The organism is Mycobacterium aquaticum (assembly GCF_002086485.1).
GTDB lineage: Bacteria > Actinomycetota > Actinomycetes > Mycobacteriales > Mycobacteriaceae > Mycobacterium > Mycobacterium aquaticum.
In genome coordinates this window covers 33,671-49,370 of record NZ_MVHF01000022.1, presented here as the reverse complement: position 1 = coordinate 49,370, position 15,700 = coordinate 33,671, and the positions used below count along the sequence as shown (strand labels likewise).

The window sequence follows — 15,700 nt, the reverse complement described above, 5'->3', positions numbered from 1 at the left end:
CCCGATCATATTTCATATACGATATTGCAAACACTGACCCCTGAGTTCCCGCGTGAAGGAAATGGAGCTGCCTCGTGACCACCACTGCGGCCGCCACAGAAGTCAGCGACGAGGATTTTCAGGAGATCCTCGCGCAGACCCGCAGCTTCATCCGCACAGCCGTGGTGCCCCGCGAGAACGAGATCCTGGCGACCGACAAGGTGCCCGACGACCTGCGTGACCAGGCCAAGAACATGGGCCTGTTCGGCTACGCCATACCGCAGCGATGGGGCGGCCTCGGTCTCAACCTCGCCCAAGATGTCGAACTGGCAATGGAATTCGGCTACACCGCCCTGGCGCTGCGGTCGATGTTCGGAACCAACAACGGTATTGCCGGCCAGGTCCTGGTCGGCTTCGGCACCGATGAGCAGAAGACCCAGTGGCTCGAAGGCATCGCCTCCGGGGACGTCGTGGCATCGTTCGCGCTCACCGAACCCGGAGCGGGTTCGAACCCGGCGGGGTTACGCACCAAGGCGGTTCGCGACGGGGACGACTGGGTGATCGACGGCCAGAAGCGCTTCATCACCAATGCCCCGACCGCCGATCTGTTCGTGGTGTTCGCCCGGACCCGGCCCGCCGATGACGCGGGACCGGGCATCGCTGTCTTTCTCGTGCCTGCCGACGCAGCCGGTGTAGAGGTCGGCGCCAAAGACGCCAAGATGGGGCAAGAAGGCGCCTGGACAGCCGATGTCAGCTTCACCGACGTCCGCGTTCCGGGCGGCGCCCTGGTCGGTGGGAGCGAAGACGTGGGTTACCGGGCCGCGATGACGTCGCTGGCGCGCGGCCGAGTACACATCGCCGCACTGGCCGTCGGCTCAGCACAGCGCGCCCTCGACGAGTCGGTGGCCTACGCCGCCGCGGCCACCCAGGGTGGCGAGCCGATCGGCAACTTCCAGCTCGTCCAAGCGATGATCGCCGACCAGCAGACCGGCGTCATGGCGGGGCGGGCGTTGGTACGCGATGCCGCCCGCCAGTGGGTGTCGGGCGAGGATCGCCGCATCGCCCCGTCCGCCGCCAAGCTGTTCTGTACCGAAATGGCAGGCAACGTGGCCGATCTCGCAGTGCAGATCCACGGCGGCACCGGCTACATGCGTGAGGTCCCCGTGGAGCGCATCTATCGCGAAGTCCGATTGCTACGGCTGTACGAGGGCACCAGCGAGATCCAGCGTCTCATCATCGGCGGCGGCCTGGTCAAGGCCGCGCAGCGCAACACCCACCGCTAAGGAGTATCGATGAGTGACCGGCTCACCGGGAAAGTCGCCTTCATCACGGGAGCAGCCCGCGGCCAGGGCCGCGCACACGCCGTCCGGATGGCCAAGGAGGGCGCCGACGTCATCGCGATCGACATCGCCGGTCCGCTGCCGCCCAGTGTCCCTTACGATTCCGCCACACCCGACGATCTGGCCGAGACGGTCCGGCTGGTCGAGGCCACGGGCCGGCGTGTGCTCGCCGCCGCCGTGGACACGCGGGATCTGGAGGGGCTGCGGGCCGTCGTCGACAAGGGTGTCGCGGAGTTCGGCAGGCTCGACATCATCATCGCCAACGCGGGCATCACCGTTCCGGAGGCCTGGAACGAGACCACACCCGAGTCGTTCCGCGATGTCATCGACATCAACCTCACCGGAACCTGGAACACCGTCATGGCCGGGGCTCAGCACATCATCGACGGTGGGCGCGGCGGCTCGATCATCTTGATCAGCTCCGCGGCAGGCATCAAGATGCAGCCATTCATGGTGCACTACACGGCCAGCAAGCACGGCGTCACCGGGCTGGCCCGAGCGTTCGCGGCCGAACTCGGCAAGCACAAGATCCGGGTGAACAGTCTGCATCCCGGCGCTGTCAACACCCCGATGGGCACGGGGGACATGATGGCCGCGCTCAACCGGGCCAACGAGACCAACCCGGGCCTGATGCAGATGGTCACGCCCTTCCTTCCGGACTTCATCGCCGAGCCCGAAGACATCGCCGACGCCGCCTGCTGGTTGGCAAGCGATGAATCCCGGTTCGTCACCGCGAGCCGGGTCGCCGTCGATCTGGGCTCCACCCAGTTCTGACCGGTCGACTTCCGCATCCCCGCAACGCCGCCATGGCGAAGCGGCCGGGAGATATTGCGGCACTGCATCATCCGCACACAGCCGAACTTTCAGCGCGATGCGACCAGGCCGTCGACCAACAGATCGAGCAGCCTGCCCGCCTGCTCGCGCGATTGGCTGGCGAGGAAGATGCCAAGGAGGCTCGACACGACATCCTCGGCACGCACGTCGGAATGCAGATATCCCCACCGCGAGCAGACACCAAGGGTCCCGGAACACCGGCGTGTCGGGTACCCGAGCGACTGCTCGCCGGGAAAACCTCAGCCGATGAATCGGACGATGGACTCGGCCACCGCGGCGGGCTTGGCCGCGCCGTCGATCTCCACGGTCACCGTCACGGTCGCCTGTACCGCACCGTCGAGCTTGGCGACGTCGTCGATCCGCGCGCGGGCCCGCACCCGGGCGCCGACCTTCACCGGTGTGATGAAGCGAACTTTGTTGTAGCCGTAGTTGATCGCCATCGCGATGTTGTCGACGCGGTAGAGCTCGTGCGTGAAGTGCGGCAGCAGCGACAGGGTGAGCAGCCCGTGTGCGATGGTCCCGCCGAACGGACCGCCGGCTGCCTTGTCCGGGTCGACATGGATCCACTGGTGGTCGTCGGTCGCGTCGGCGAACAGATTCACGCGGTCTTGGGTGATCTCCATCCACTCGGTCGGTCCGAGCTCACTGCCTGCCGCCGCCACGAACTCGTCGAGCCCACTGAACACCTTCATCGCAACTCCTCTCGGACCGCACCCGAACGACGTTCAGAACACTACGGTCTGGTTCCCGAACCGGATGACGCGATCCTCACAGTGCCACAGCACCGCGCGTGACAACACCACCCGCTCGACGTCGGAGCCGAGGCGCACCAGGTCCTCGACGGCGTGGCGATGATCGACCCGAACCACGTCCTGTTCGATGATCGGCCCTTCGTCGAGGTCACCCGTCACGTAATGCGCTGTGGCCCCGACCAGTTTCACGCCCCGCTCTTTGGCCCGTCGATACGGTGCGGCGCCGATGAACGCGGGCAGGAACGAATGATGGATGTTGATCAGCGGACACCCGATGGCGTCGAGGAACTCCGGAGTGAGGATCTGCATGTACCGCGCGAGCACGACGAGGTCGACGTTGCCACGCAGGAGTTCGAGCAGTCGCTGCTCGGCTTCTGCCCGATTGTCGCGGGTCGCCGGGACGTAGATGTACGGCACGCCGAACGCACGAACCTGTTCGGCGAGGTCCGGGTGGTTCGAGATGACCATTACCACGGACATGTCCAACTCACCGCGGCGGTTGCGCCACAGCAGGTCGAGCAGGCAGTGATCCTCCCGGGATGCCATCAGCGCCACTCGTTTTGGCTTGGCGGCCTCGGTGAGCCGAAAGTCCATCTCGAACGGCTCGGCCACCCGCTGCCGGAACTCGCGCTCCAGTTCCTCACGGGCCGCGGTCAAGCCGGGCAGGTGGAAAATGGTGCGCTGCATGAAGGTGCCACCGGTCTGCTCGGTCGAATGCTGATCCAGCGACACGATGTTGGCACCGGCCCCGGTGAGAAAGCTGCTGATGGCTGCCACCAGCCCCGGTCGGTCCGCACAACGCAGCAGGAGGCGGCCGACATCACGGACCGGCAGGGTTTTGGCCTTCGGGTACTCCTCGGTGCTCACCCACCAGATTCTCACCCGTGCGCCTGCCGGGCACTCGACCCGGGTGCCACGATCGCCTCGCCGCCCGAAACGTCGTGCGTATGACTGGCTCGTGTCCAGACAGCAAAACTGACCGAAACCGCCACGAAGAATGGTGAAGCCGAATCTCGGCGGTGCACAAACTTTGCTCGACAAACATTCAGCAGGAATATCCAGTAACGTTATCATCCATAAGATTTGCCAAATTTGCACGCTTCCGTAAATAAATGGAGTTCCCGGTTGCAGAAATGGACACACTACTGGACAAGTTTCGTCTGCTAGCTGGAATTACCTGTCCCTGCGGCGTGATACTCATCTCGCGTAATCGCACAACCGTGGTGCGCACAACAAATCAGCCGAACCGGTCGGGGGGTGCGGCTGCCAGACGAAATGGATCGCCAATGACCGCTCCCCAGCGCGATGTCGCTGCTCGTTCAACCCTGTCTGCGGACCAAACCCACAGTTGGTGGGATCCGGGCAGCGACTGCACGATCGTCATCGCGACCCCTGGATCGGAACGCGAATTGTGGCACGACTATGTCGACGGGGCCCAACGCAACTATCGCAAGCACGGCGTGGAACGGGCACTCGACATGGACGCACTGCGCACGGGCGATGACACGGCATTGTTCTGCGCAGGCATCAATCGAGCGGGCGTGGTGGTCGGCGGCCTACGCGCCAAAGGCCCCTATCAGCACACCGACGAATGCCATGCCACAGTCGAGTGGGCGGGCCAGCCCGGCCTCAGCGCGGTGCGCAAGATGATCGACGACCGGCTGCCGTTCGGCGTCGTCGAGATGAAGACCGCGTGGGTGTGCGACGACCCCGACCAGAGCCGGGCACTGACGGACACCCTGGCCCGCATGCCGCTGCATTTCATGATGCGCCTGGACATCGGATTCGCGATGGCCACCGCCGCGGCCTACGTGCTCAAGCGCTGGCTGTCCTCCGGCGGTGTGCTCGCCGCGAAGATCCCTGCGACGCCGTATCCGGACGAGCGCTACCAAACCAAGATGATGTGGTGGGATCGCCGCACGTTCGCCAACCATGCTGAGCCCAAACAGCTTTCGGCGTTCTACGGCGAAGTCCAACGGATCTCGGCCGGGCTGCACGACGTCGAAGCCGTTGACGCCTCTGCTGCGGCAGGACAATGATCGACACCATCGACGAGTCAGCAGACGGCAATGCGGTCATCATCGACTCTGACGATCCGTCGGGTGAGTTGGAGGCCCTGCTCGCAGATCCACACATCACAGTCATCGACACCTGCCGACGTCAGCAGGAGGCGCTGCGGGAACTGACACCGCTGCCCGGGAGCGACATCCTGGAGGAGCCCACGTCGTGGGCGTACTACCCGTGGCGGCGCAGCGTCGTGCACATCCTCGGCCCGCAGGGATTCCGGCGGCTGCGCCTCGACCGCAACCGCAACCTGATCACCGCCGAGGAGGATCGGCGACTGGCCCAACTACGGGTCGGTGTCATCGGGCTGAGCGTCGGGCATGCCATTGCCTACGCGCTTGCCGCCGAAGGGCTCTGCGGTGAACTGCGGTTGACCGATTTCGACGAACTGGAATTGCCCAACCTCAACCGGGTGCCGGCCTCGCTGTTCGATCTGGGGCTCAACAAGGCCGTGGTCGCTGCTCGCAGGATCGCCGAGCTCGACCCCTACCTCCGCGTGCAGATCGACCGCGGCGGTGCCGACTCCGAGTCCATCGACGCATTTCTGCACGGCCTCGACGTGGTGGTCGAGGAGTGCGACTCGCTCGACGCGAAGGTCCTCGTCCGGGAGGCGGCACGGGCCCGACGGCTGCCGGTGCTGATGGCCACCGCCGACCGGGGCCTGATCGATGTCGAACGCTTCGATCAGGACGCCGAGCGGCCCATCATGCACGGCTTGCTCGGCACGGTCGACACCGCGGCCCTTGCCGGACTGTCCAGCAAGGACAAAGTTCCCCACGTCCTGCGGTTACTGGACGCCGCGGAATTGTCGCCCCGGATGGCCGCGTCCCTCGTCGAGGTGAGCAAAACCCTCACCACCTGGCCGCAGTTGGCCGGTGAGGTCCAGCTCGGCGCGACGATGGTGGCCGACGCCGTCCGGCGCATCGGCATCGGGGAACCGCTGGCGTCCGGCCGGGTACGGATGGACGTCGGGGCCGCCCTCGACGACATCGTCGACCCGTTGGCGCTGCAGATCGACGAGCCGGCACCGCAGCCGGCGCCCGAATCCACGGCACCCGACGATGCTGCGGCCGCCGTCGCGATGGCGGCCAACCGCGCACCCTCGGGCGGCAATGCGCAGCCCTGGCGGATCGAGTGGACGGCCGACCGGCTCAGCCTGCGGCTGGCGACTGGATACACCACTGCGATGGACGTAGGTTTCCGCGGCAGCGCGGTGGCGCTGGGCGCGGCGGCATTCAATGCCCGGGTGGCTGCGGCCGCCCACGATCTCACCGGTGCATTGGAATGGCAGCGGGGTGACGAAGGATCACCGTTGTTCGGCGTCATGTCCCTGATGCCGGGCCCGGCACCTGCACTGGCGCAGTTGTACGAGCCGATGATGCAGCGCGAGACCAACCGGGAGCGCGGCTCCGGGGTAGCCATCCCGCGCGACGTCCTCGATGCCCTGGCGGCCGCGGCACGGGCCGAAGGCGGTGCTGCGCACATCCTCACCACCCCCCCGGAGATCGAACGCGCAGCGCGCATTCTCGCCGCGGCCGACCGGATCCGGTACTTGACGCCGACACTGCATCGCGAGATGTTCTCCGAGCTGCGCTGGCCAGGAGATCCGGATCCCGACACCGGACTCGACGTGACGTCGCTCGGTCTGGACCCGGCCGATCTGGTGCTGCTGGACATCCTGCGCCGGCCCGAGGTGATGGCCAGACTCGCCGAGTGGGACGCAGGGTCGGCGCTCGGGGACGACACCTACGAGCGGGTGACCTCGAGCTCGGCGGTCGCGGTCGTGTCGGTCCCGGGCCGACGATTGACCGACTACGCCAAGGCCGGGTCAGCTGTACAGGCACTATGGGTCACGGCCCAGCAGTTCGGAGTTGCGGTACAGCCGGTGTCGCCGGTGTTCCTGTACGCCCACAGCGACGACGAGCATCAGCTCCTCTCCCCCGACCACGCCGGGCCGCTCCGCGATCTGCAGTACTCTTTCCGCCAGTTGACGGCGACCGAACGCGATGCGTCCCAGGCGTTGGTGCTCAGGTTGTTCTATGCCCCGCGCCCGACGGTACGCAGCCGCCGCAGGCCGCTACCGCAGGTCCATGAGCCGGTCCATGGCTGAGGTGACTCCGGAGGTTGGTGTGCCACGCAGTCTGGAATTGGTCGTCACGTCGGTGGCCACCCAGCTGATGGCAGTCAATGCCGCCACCGCGGCGGCGGTCAGCCAGCAGGTGCTGGCGGATCTGGTGTCCTACTTCGACGTCGACGTGAGCTTCCTGCGGCACAACGACCACCTGGCCCACACCACCAAACTGGTCGCCGAATGGCCGCCGCGGCCGGTGGACGCGCCGACCGATCCGATTGCGGTCGTCCGGTTCGCCGACGCCGACCCGGTATTCGCCATGGCCGAGAACCTCAAAGAGCCTGCGGTGTTCCGCCCCGAACCCGCCACCGACGATTATCAACGCACCATCGAGGCGGGCCGTCAGGTTCCGAGTACCTCGATGGCGTCGGTGCCATTGCTGTCGGGCGAGGTCACCACCGGAGTGCTCGGCTTCGTCAAGTTCGGTGACCGCGAATGGCGGCCGGAGGAACTCAACGCACTGCAGGCGATCGCCTCCCTGTTCGCTCAGGTGCAGGCCCGCATCGCCGCCGAGGAGCGCCTGCGCTACCTGGCCGACCACGACCACCTCACGGGGCTGTACAACCGCCGGGCGTTGCTGGCGCATCTCGACGACCGGCTCGCGCCCGGTCAGCCGGGTCCGGTGTCGGTGATGTTCCTGGATCTGGACCGGCTCAAGGCCATCAACGACTATCTCGGCCACACCGCCGGGGATGCGTTCATCAGAGTCCTGGCGCAGCGTCTCGAGGAGGGCGATGACGAACCGAAACTCATCGCGCGGCTCGGCGGTGACGAGTTCGTCGTGGTCCCGGCCGCACCGATGTCGGTCGAAGACGCCGAAGCGCTGGCCTATCGACTGCAGGCGATGTTGCGCGAGCGGGTGACGGTCGACGGCGAGATGCTCACCCGGACGGTGAGTATCGGCCTGGCCGAGGGCATTCCCGGCCGGGACTCGACCTCGGATCTGCTCAGCCGCGCCGACCAGGCGGTTCTGACCGCCAAGAGCGCAGGCGGGAACCAGGTGGCGGTGTTCTCCGATGTGATGGCCATGGAGATCGATTTCCGCAACGACATCGAGCTGCACCTGCAGAACGTGATCGAGGACGGATCACTGGTGCTGCACTACCTGCCCGAGATCGACATGCGAACCGGAGAGGTGCTCGCGGCCGAGGCGTTGGTCCGGTGGCAGCATCCGACGCGCGGGCTGCTCGCCCCGGATTCGTTCATCGGGGTCGCCGAATCCATCAACCTGGCAGGCGAGTTGGGTCGATGGGTGCTGCGCAACGCGTGTGCCGAATTCGCCCGCTGGCGCGCCAACGGCCTCGGCAGGCGCATCCTGTTGCGGATCAACGTCTCGCCGGTGCAGCTGGTGACCGAAGGATTCGTCGACTCGGTCGCGAGCATCATGAACGAATTCGGGCTACCGCGCGGCTCGGTGTGCCTGGAGATCACCGAAAGTGTCGTGGTTCAGGACATCGAGACCACGCGTCGCACCCTGTTCGGGCTCCAGAACGTGGGCGTGCATGTGGCGATCGACGACTTCGGCACCGGCTACAGCGCGCTGTCCCTGCTGAAATCCCTGCCGGTCGACACACTCAAGATCGACCGCAGTTTCGTCGCCGAGCTGGGTTCCAACCCCGGCGACCTGCCGATCGTCCGCGCGGTCATCGCGCTCGCAGGTGCCTTCGGCCTACAACTGGTCGCCGAGGGCGTCGAGACCGAAACCGCGGCGCTCACCCTGCTTCGGCACGGCTGCTACCGCGCTCAGGGATTCCTGCTGTCCAGGCCGATCTCGGGCCGGGAGATGCAGCAGTTGCTAGCCAAGGGGCGGGTTCCGGTCCGCTTTCCGCCAGTGCCGCACATGTGAACGGCCGCCGTCGCGGGCTGGATTCGAACTGCAGTACGCCGACCGGTTCGACCCCGCGGTGAGGTCGGTGGCGAGCAGCTCGACACGCGCAAACCGGCTCGCACTGTGCCCGACCAGCCCCACCTGAAGCTCACGGCCCGGTTCGTCGACCGGCAGTGCGCCATGCGACGCGCTGTTCTGACGGCCGGCGATGGCGATACCGTGCCGGATACGAATCGCCCGTGAGCCTTCGGGGGTGTCGAGCACGACACCGACGATCTCGTCCTCCTCGAAGACGATGCGCTCCAGCGTGCTGTTCTCGTACGTCGCAATGTCGCGATCCCTGGTCTGGGCGAGCAGCCATTCGTCGAGCGCTGACACCGCGCCGTCGCCGGGCGTCACCGAACCGATGACCTTGACCTCGATATCCTCGCCCGACGCAGTCTGCATGGCCGTGGTCTCCCGGTCGGTCAGCCGGGTGTAGAGCACGCCATAGGGCGACAGCAGGCATTCGACGGCCCAGTCACGCAGGCGCGCACCATAGAACGGCGCGATCGGGGACCCAGGCCGGGCCGGCGCGGGAGCGCGTACAGACCGGACGGTGAGCTCGACGTCGTTCGGCCCTGGTGGCAACGAACCGACGTCGGCGGACAGGGCGTCGAGGTACTCCCGCGTGTCGGGATCCTCGATGCCGGGACCGAGCAGCGGTGCGTCGGCATCGGGTCGGTTCTCGACGCCCGGTTGCGCAAGCAGAACGTCCAGTTCGGCGTCGGCCGCGGCGACGGCACACGCCAACACCCCGAAGCCAGCACCACAGCAAACGACGTCAAATTCGTCGTCCCACATCATCTACAGATACCTCTAGTTTGCCAGCGCCAGCAGCACGTGGCCCGCCAGCTCTGACGCGCCGGTACCGATCGGTGCGCGATCAACAGTACTCAACATGACTTTTCAGTATGTTTTCCAGCTTTTCCGACGTCGCGCCCACGTACCGGCCGCGGCGCGTCGTGAACCGTCGAGGAGGTTGCCACAGCCCGCACCGGGATTCGAGGGGGATAGCCAGCACAGGCTATGGCAACGTCTCCACGATAACCCTTGGCGACCGTCGGCGATATTGCGACGCGAACACCGTCAGCATCCACCGTGACGACACACAGCAGGGCTGTGCGGTCCGCCGACTGCGAACCAAGAGTTATCACGCTAAGCACCCTACATACCTTTAGAATGCTTTGCACGCGTGGCGATGACTTCGAGTATCTCAGTTGGCGAGTGGGCGGATGAGCTCAGCCGCCGGGGTGCTCGTGTCCCGAGGAACCGAATGAAACAATCCGGGTGCACGCTGCGGGCGGCGCCAGATGCCTCGTCCGATCACACAGTCGTGAAGATTTTGGGGTGTCCTGGTGACTGAGCAGCTCGACAGACGAGCCGACGTCACACGGCTTCAGATCCTGCAGGCCGCGGCGCGCCAGTTCGCCCACAAGCCCTACAGCGCGGTGAGCCTCGACGACATCCTTGCCGACGCGGCGGTCACCAAAGGTGCGCTGTACTTCCATTTCCGGTCCAAGTACGCGCTGGCGTCATCCATCATCGACACCCGCGCGGAACGCGCCCTGGAACGCGTCAACGAGGTGCTCGCCCGCAACCTGTCCGCGATGGAGACGTTGGTCGACATCTCCTACCAACTCGCCGTCGACGACATCGGCGAGACGATGTCCCGAGCGGCCGGGAACCTGGTCGAGTCGATCGGACGTACCGACAGGCTCGGACCGCAGGTCCTTGCGCCCTGGATCTCCCGGTACGCCACGATCGTCCGGCGCGCGGTGGAAGAGGGCGATTGCACCGACAGCACCGATCCGCAGGTGGCGGCGATGCTGCTGGTGTCGATGCAGCTGGGCATCCGCCAGACGAGCGATCTGGACAACCCTCAACGGTTCCTCACTGACCTCGAGCGGGCCTGGAAATTGGTGCTGCCTGGCCTGGCCAACCCGGACCGACTCGGTTACCTGGCCCAGTTCATCAGGCGTCGCACCGCCGTGGCACTCAAGAAGGCCGCGCCCATCAAACCCGCCGGGCCCCGCATCGACGCCGACCCGGCCACCGGACCGGCCTGAGGAGAGCGACATGGCACGCCAGGCCCGGTCGGAGGTCACCCGCCGGAAGATCATCGACGCCGCCGTCGACCAGTTCACCGAAACTGGTTATCCAGCAACAGGATTGGGCGATATCATCGAGCGCGCCGAGCTGACCAAAGGCGCGTTCTACTACCACTTCGACGCCAAGGAGGCGCTGGCCGAGGCCATCATCGAGGAGGCCGGCACCCGCATGTTGGCGACATTCCGCACCATCACCGGATCGTCCTCGCCCGCGCTGGAGAACCTCATCCACGGGACGTTCGTGGTGACCGATTTCACTGCGGCCGACAAGCTGGCCTGGATCGGCATGCAGCTGCTGCGGACCTTCAGCGGTCTGAATGACGCGGCCGGCCGGGTCTACGGGAGTTGGCTCGACGACCTCGTCGAGCAGGTCGGCCACGCTGCCGCCGAGGGTGACCTCCGCAGCGACGTCGATCCCGAGAGCGCCGCCGAGGTGATCCTGGGTTCGATGCTGGGTGCCGAGGCGCTGTCGCGCGCCACAGGCACTGACGATGACCTGCGGGAGCGCGTAGCGCGCACGTGGGAGCTGCTGCTACCAGCGATGGTCGACGACGAGTCACTCGAATACTTCCGTGAGTTCCTCGCGCGCGAGTCACTGCGCCGATCGCCGATGGTCGGCGGGGCGTAGCGCACCTACAGTTCCTCCACCCATAGCTGCTCGGTGAGATCGTGGAACGTCGCCAGCGCGACCGGATCGTCCCCACGCAGCAGCGCGGACTTGCTCATCCGAGCGCGCACGATCGAGCGGTCCCGGTGTACGAGGTCGACAACCAACTCGGCGTTGGCCCGCACGACCGACACCGCGGACTCGTCATCGGGCAGCGAATGAAAGATCTCGGCAAACTTAAGCGCCTTCACTGATTCTGCGCTGTGACCGACCATTTCGGCGAATGCACTGTTAGCGAAGAGAATGCTGCCGTCCTCGGCGATTGCGAGCACCGGAACGGGGAACCGCTCCAAGACGACCAACGCCGGCATTTGCTGCAACGTAGTCATCGGAGATCGGGTGTCCTGCTCGCTCCGACGCCGCTCCACGTCCTCAATTATTGCCCGACGGGCCAGCTTGGGACCAGCGCAGCTGCGCAGCTCACAGCACCCAGGCATCGACGCGCGTCTCGTGCGCAGGGGTAACTCACACGACTTAACTAACTAGGTTTACTCTGTGAGCGGCGACACCGGCAGACAAGGGGCACGCATGGACCTGAAGTGGTCTACGACCGACCAGGAATTTCGCGACGAGGTGCGCGGCTTTCTCTCAGAGAATCTGACCGACGATCTTCGGCAGGCAGGGCGGCTGATGACGAGCGTCTACGCCGACCACGACGCCAGCATGGCCTGGCAGCACATCCTGCACCAGCACGGCTGGGCGGCGCCGGCGTGGCCCGTCGAGTACGGAGGCTGCGACTGGAGCTTGACCCAGCACTACATCTTCAGCCGCGAATCCACGCTCGCCGGAGCGCCGTCACTGTCACCGATGGGCATCCGCATGGTCGCCCACGCGATCATCAAGTTCGGCACCGCCGCCCAGAAGGACTACTTCCTGCCGCGCATCCTCACCGGCGAGGTGTTCTTCTGCCAGGGCTACTCCGAGCCCGAGGCCGGCTCCGACCTGGCCGCCCTGTCCATGTCCGCGGTCGACGATGGCGATCACCTGGTGTGTACCGGGAGCAAGATCTGGACCACCCACGCACGCGAGGCGAACTGGATGTTCGCACTGGTCCGCACCACTCGCGGCGCGAAGAAGCAGCGGGGCATCACGTTCGTGCTGATCGACATGACGACACCCGGCATCGAGATCCGGCCCCTGGTCATGACTTCCGGTGAGGAAGTGCAGAACCAGGTCTTCTTCGACGCCGTCCGGGTGCCGAAGATCAACGTCGTCGGCGCCATCGACGACGGCTGGACCGTCGCGAAGTACCTGCTGGAGTTCGAGCGCGGAGGCGGCGCGTCGGCCCCGGCACTGCAGGTGCTCGCCGAGGAAATCGCGACGGTTGCCACCGAGCAGCCCGGCCCTGCCGGCGGTCGTCTCATCGACGATGCCGCGTTCAGCCGAAAGCTCGCCGAGGCGCGCATCCGCACAGATGTGCTGGAGATCCTCGAATACCGGGTTCTGGCGGCGGTGGCAGAAGGCAGGAATCCGGGAACGGCGTCGTCGATGCTGAAGATTCTCGGTACCGAGCTGAGCCAGACGCTGACCGAACTGTCGATGGAGGCGGCCGGGGCGCGTGGGCGCGCCTACCAGCCGCACGCCACACGCCCGGGCGGTCCGGTGGCCGACTTCGAACCGCCGGCCGACGGGTACGTCAGTGGCCAGGCCTGGCAGGCGGTGGCCCCGCTGCGCTACTTCAACGACCGGGCCGGCTCAATCTACGCCGGCAGCAACGAGATTCAGCGGAACATCCTCGCGAAAGCGGAATTGGGGCTGTAGATGGACTTCAACCTGACCAATGAGCAGGAACTGCTGCGCGAGGGACTGACCAAGTTCCTGTCCAGCCGCTACGACCTTGCCTCGAGCCGGGCTGCCGCCAAGACCGGACCCGGTTGGCAGCCAGAGATCTGGCGCGCGTTCGCCGATGAGCTCGGCATCCTGGGCGCCACGCTGCCCGAGGATGCCGGCGGCAGCGGCGGCGGACCAGTCGAGGCCATGCTCATCGCCGAAGCGCTGGGCCACGCGCTGGTGATCGAACCGTTCGTGGACACCGTGGTGGTGGCCGGCGGGCTGCTGCACCGCGCGGGCGGGGCCGAGCGGCTGCTGGCCGGCATCGTCGACGGGAGTGCCATCGTCGCGCTCGCCGCCGGTGAGCCGGCCTCAGGGGACAATTGGCGCACCGTCACCACCACCGCGCGTCGTGACGGCGACGGCTGGGTGCTCGACGGCAGCAAGATGATGGTGCTCAACGCTGGTTTGGCGACGCATCTGCTGATCACCGCACGTACCTCAGGCGACCCGGCCGACACCGATGGAATATCGCTGTTCCTGGTCGAGATCGCCTCACGCCCAGCGGGTCTCACCGTGCACCCGTACCGCACCATCGACGATCGGCGGGCCGCCGACCTGCTTCTGGAGAACCTGCGGCTTCCGGCTGACGCTCTGCTCGGCGCTGAAGGCCAGGCGTGGCCGGCCCTGGACCAGGCCCGTGACGAGGGCGCCGCAGCGGTATGCGCGGAAGCCGTCGGCGGCATGCGCAAGGTACTCGCCGACACCGTCGAATACTGCAAGCAACGGCACCAATTCGGCACGGCGATCGGCAGTTTCCAGGCCCTGCAGCACCGCATGGTGGACATGCACATGGAGGTCGAGCAGGCTGCGGCCGCCGTGTATCTCGCGGTGCTGAACCTCGACTCCGACGCGGCGAGCAGGGCCAAGGCGGTGTCGGCGGCCAAGGCCACCATCGGCCGCGCCGCGCGCTTCGTCGGGCAGAACGCGGTACAGCTGCACGGCGGTATGGGCATGACCGAAGAGCTCGCGATCGGTCATTACTTCAAGCGGCTCACCGCCGTTCAGTACGAGTTCGGTTCGACCGACGCGCACGTGAGTCGGTATGCGGAGTTGACTCGGCCATAGCGGCGGGGACGCGTCGTTCAGCTGGGCTGCATCATCCGCGCGACGCCGCGCATGACGGCGCGGCTGACGGTGTGGCGGATCTGCTCCAGCGGTGTCGGTGCCGACGGCTCAGGTGCGGTACCGAGGCGGGGAAACAGGGCCAAGGCGTTGCCCCTGTCGATGGCCGCACGTTCGGACGTGTCAAGAGCTCCGTAGGTCTCCAGTCCCGCGGCAAACAGCTTGCCTGCGGCGACAGGCGCAAACGGCCAGTCCGATCCGAACGTGACGTGTCCGGGCTTGGCAAACGCCAGCAAGGTCGGCAATGCCGCGGCGCTCGACGACAGTGCGGTGTCGAAGTAGAAGCCGGCGAAGTCGTCCAAGGCGTCCGCTGGGCTGGCACCGGTGTCCCCCGTGATCGCCACCGCCATGCGGTATGACGCATAAGGTACGAAGCCCCCTGCGTGGCTCAGGATGAAGCGGATGTTCGGATACCTGCGCCGGATTCCATTGCGCACCAATAGATAAGCGGCCCTCGTGGTGTCGAGCAGGAAGTCCGCGGCGAATGGCGCGACGCCGGAGACCACCGGCCCCGGTAGATCGGCCGGATGGATGAACACCACCGCCGACCGCGTGTCCAGCGCGTCCCACAGCTCGTCCTGCCCGTCCTGACCGAGATAAGTGCCGGAGCTGTTGGCCAGCAACACGATCCCGTCGGCGTGCAGATCATCAAGCGCACGTACGGTTTCGGTGACCGATTCCGCGAGGTGCGGCATGGGCACGGTCGCAAAGAAGCCGAACCTGTTCGGGTGGGCCGAGGCCAGGTCGGCGCCGAAATCGTTGAGGTCGCGCGCCAGCGCGGCGGCGTCGGCAGCAGCGGGCAGGAACGTCGTACCGGGCGTGGACACCGACAGGATCGCGGTCGCGACGCCGAGCTCGGCCATCGTCTCCAGCGACGCCTCGGCGCTCCAGTCCGGCACAGCCCGGCCACCTGCTTCGTCGATTCCCGCTTTTTGCAGTGCTTTTCGGTAGTCCGCGGGGATCATGTGGTGGTGGGTGTCGATGCGGCGCATGTCTGGTC

Annotated in this window: 14 protein-coding genes and 1 pseudogene; 9 read left to right on the top strand and 6 right to left on the bottom strand. The window is 66.4% G+C overall.

Features of this window, described 5'->3' with window-relative positions; translation table 11 throughout:
* The first annotated feature begins 74 nt into the window (after nucleotides 1-74).
* Together BST13_RS20745 and BST13_RS20740 are read left to right on the top strand one after the other, a co-directional pair.
* Nucleotides 75-1,262 (top strand): acyl-CoA dehydrogenase family protein, encoded by a 1,188-nt coding sequence (locus BST13_RS20745; protein WP_083165902.1) that lies wholly within the window; start codon nucleotides 75-77, stop codon nucleotides 1,260-1,262.
* Between the two features lie 9 nt (nucleotides 1,263-1,271).
* Entirely contained in the window at nucleotides 1,272-2,093 is an 822-nt protein-coding gene (locus tag BST13_RS20740) for a mycofactocin-coupled SDR family oxidoreductase (RefSeq protein WP_083165901.1), read from the top strand.
* A gap of 89 nt (nucleotides 2,094-2,182) precedes the next feature.
* Here the strand turns inward: BST13_RS20740 and BST13_RS20735 are convergent.
* From BST13_RS20735 to purU, 3 genes and pseudogenes are all read right to left on the bottom strand, one after another.
* Nucleotides 2,183-2,311 (bottom strand): annotated as a pseudogene (locus BST13_RS20735) (TetR/AcrR family transcriptional regulator); the annotation flags it as partial.
* Nucleotides 2,312-2,392: 81 nt separating this feature from the next.
* Entirely contained in the window at nucleotides 2,393-2,845 is a 453-nt protein-coding gene (locus BST13_RS20730; RefSeq protein ID WP_083165900.1) for a MaoC family dehydratase, read from the bottom strand.
* Nucleotides 2,846-2,878: 33 nt separating this feature from the next.
* Nucleotides 2,879-3,787, bottom strand: a complete 909-nt coding sequence (purU, locus tag BST13_RS20725; RefSeq protein ID WP_245839754.1) for a formyltetrahydrofolate deformylase — start codon at nucleotides 3,785-3,787, stop codon at nucleotides 2,879-2,881.
* Nucleotides 3,788-4,191: 404 nt separating this feature from the next.
* Between purU and BST13_RS20720 the strand changes: the two genes are divergently transcribed.
* The 3 genes from BST13_RS20720 to BST13_RS20710 are packed head-to-tail and all read left to right on the top strand — an operon-like array spanning nucleotide 4,192 to nucleotide 8,946.
* On the top strand, nucleotides 4,192-4,944 hold the full coding sequence (locus tag BST13_RS20720) for a hypothetical protein (protein ID WP_083165898.1): 753 nt from the start codon (nucleotides 4,192-4,194) through the stop codon (nucleotides 4,942-4,944).
* Nucleotides 4,941-7,079, top strand: coding sequence for an Rv1355c family protein (locus BST13_RS20715; RefSeq protein ID WP_083165897.1), 2,139 nt, complete (start codon nucleotides 4,941-4,943; stop codon nucleotides 7,077-7,079). The genes BST13_RS20720 and BST13_RS20715 overlap by 4 nt, the downstream gene beginning before the upstream one ends.
* Entirely contained in the window at nucleotides 7,072-8,946 is a 1,875-nt protein-coding gene (locus BST13_RS20710) for a putative bifunctional diguanylate cyclase/phosphodiesterase (RefSeq protein WP_083165967.1), read from the top strand. The genes BST13_RS20715 and BST13_RS20710 overlap by 8 nt, the downstream gene beginning before the upstream one ends.
* On the opposite strand, the gene BST13_RS20705 is transcribed toward BST13_RS20710, so the two are convergent.
* Entirely contained in the window at nucleotides 8,896-9,774 is an 879-nt protein-coding gene (locus BST13_RS20705; RefSeq protein WP_083165896.1) for a hypothetical protein, read from the bottom strand. The two genes, BST13_RS20710 and BST13_RS20705, sit on opposite strands and share 51 nt — an antisense overlap.
* Nucleotides 9,775-10,325: 551 nt before the next feature.
* Here BST13_RS20705 and BST13_RS20700 point away from each other — a divergent pair.
* A complete protein-coding gene (locus tag BST13_RS20700; RefSeq protein ID WP_083165895.1) occupies nucleotides 10,326-11,036 on the top strand; it encodes a TetR/AcrR family transcriptional regulator in 711 nt (236 codons plus the stop codon).
* 10 nt (nucleotides 11,037-11,046) lie between these two features.
* Complete coding sequence (locus BST13_RS20695) at nucleotides 11,047-11,706, top strand: ScbR family autoregulator-binding transcription factor (protein WP_083165894.1); 660 nt, start codon at nucleotides 11,047-11,049, stop codon at nucleotides 11,704-11,706.
* A 5-nt stretch (nucleotides 11,707-11,711) separates the two neighbouring features.
* Here BST13_RS20695 and BST13_RS20690 read toward each other — a convergent pair whose 3' ends face one another.
* Complete coding sequence (locus BST13_RS20690; RefSeq protein ID WP_211296138.1) at nucleotides 11,712-12,074, bottom strand: PAS domain S-box protein; 363 nt, start codon at nucleotides 12,072-12,074, stop codon at nucleotides 11,712-11,714.
* Nucleotides 12,075-12,273: 199 nt separating this feature from the next.
* On the opposite strand from BST13_RS20690, the gene BST13_RS20685 reads away from it, so the two are divergent.
* Both BST13_RS20685 and BST13_RS20680 read left to right on the top strand, forming a co-directional pair.
* Nucleotides 12,274-13,506 (top strand): acyl-CoA dehydrogenase family protein, encoded by a 1,233-nt coding sequence (locus tag BST13_RS20685; protein ID WP_083165892.1) that lies wholly within the window; start codon nucleotides 12,274-12,276, stop codon nucleotides 13,504-13,506.
* Nucleotides 13,507-14,643, top strand: a complete 1,137-nt coding sequence (locus BST13_RS20680; protein WP_083165891.1) for an acyl-CoA dehydrogenase family protein — start codon at nucleotides 13,507-13,509, stop codon at nucleotides 14,641-14,643. It abuts the gene before it with no gap.
* A gap of 17 nt (nucleotides 14,644-14,660) precedes the next feature.
* Here the strand turns inward: BST13_RS20680 and BST13_RS20675 are convergent, their stop codons facing one another.
* Nucleotides 14,661-15,692 (bottom strand): amidohydrolase family protein, encoded by a 1,032-nt coding sequence (locus tag BST13_RS20675; protein ID WP_083165890.1) that lies wholly within the window; start codon nucleotides 15,690-15,692, stop codon nucleotides 14,661-14,663.
* Nucleotides 15,693-15,700 lie beyond the last annotated feature (8 nt).

Coding starts and splice junctions, on each gene's coding strand:
- BST13_RS20705 (WP_083165896.1), bottom strand. CDS start 9,774: ATGATGTGGGACGACGAATTTGACGTCGTTTGCTGTGGTGCTGGCTTC.
- BST13_RS20690 (WP_211296138.1), bottom strand. CDS start 12,074: ATGACTACGTTGCAGCAAATGCCGGCGTTGGTCGTCTTGGAGCGGTTC.
- BST13_RS20740 (WP_083165901.1), top strand. CDS start 1,272: ATGAGTGACCGGCTCACCGGGAAAGTCGCCTTCATCACGGGAGCAGCC.
- BST13_RS20730 (WP_083165900.1), bottom strand. CDS start 2,845: ATGAAGGTGTTCAGTGGGCTCGACGAGTTCGTGGCGGCGGCAGGCAGT.
- BST13_RS20695 (WP_083165894.1), top strand. CDS start 11,047: ATGGCACGCCAGGCCCGGTCGGAGGTCACCCGCCGGAAGATCATCGAC.
- BST13_RS20675 (WP_083165890.1), bottom strand. CDS start 15,692: ATGCGCCGCATCGACACCCACCACCACATGATCCCCGCGGACTACCGA.
- BST13_RS20685 (WP_083165892.1), top strand. CDS start 12,274: ATGGACCTGAAGTGGTCTACGACCGACCAGGAATTTCGCGACGAGGTG.
- BST13_RS20720 (WP_083165898.1), top strand. CDS start 4,192: ATGACCGCTCCCCAGCGCGATGTCGCTGCTCGTTCAACCCTGTCTGCG.
- BST13_RS20710 (WP_083165967.1), top strand. CDS start 7,072: ATGGCTGAGGTGACTCCGGAGGTTGGTGTGCCACGCAGTCTGGAATTG.
- BST13_RS20715 (WP_083165897.1), top strand. CDS start 4,941: ATGATCGACACCATCGACGAGTCAGCAGACGGCAATGCGGTCATCATC.
- BST13_RS20680 (WP_083165891.1), top strand. CDS start 13,507: ATGGACTTCAACCTGACCAATGAGCAGGAACTGCTGCGCGAGGGACTG.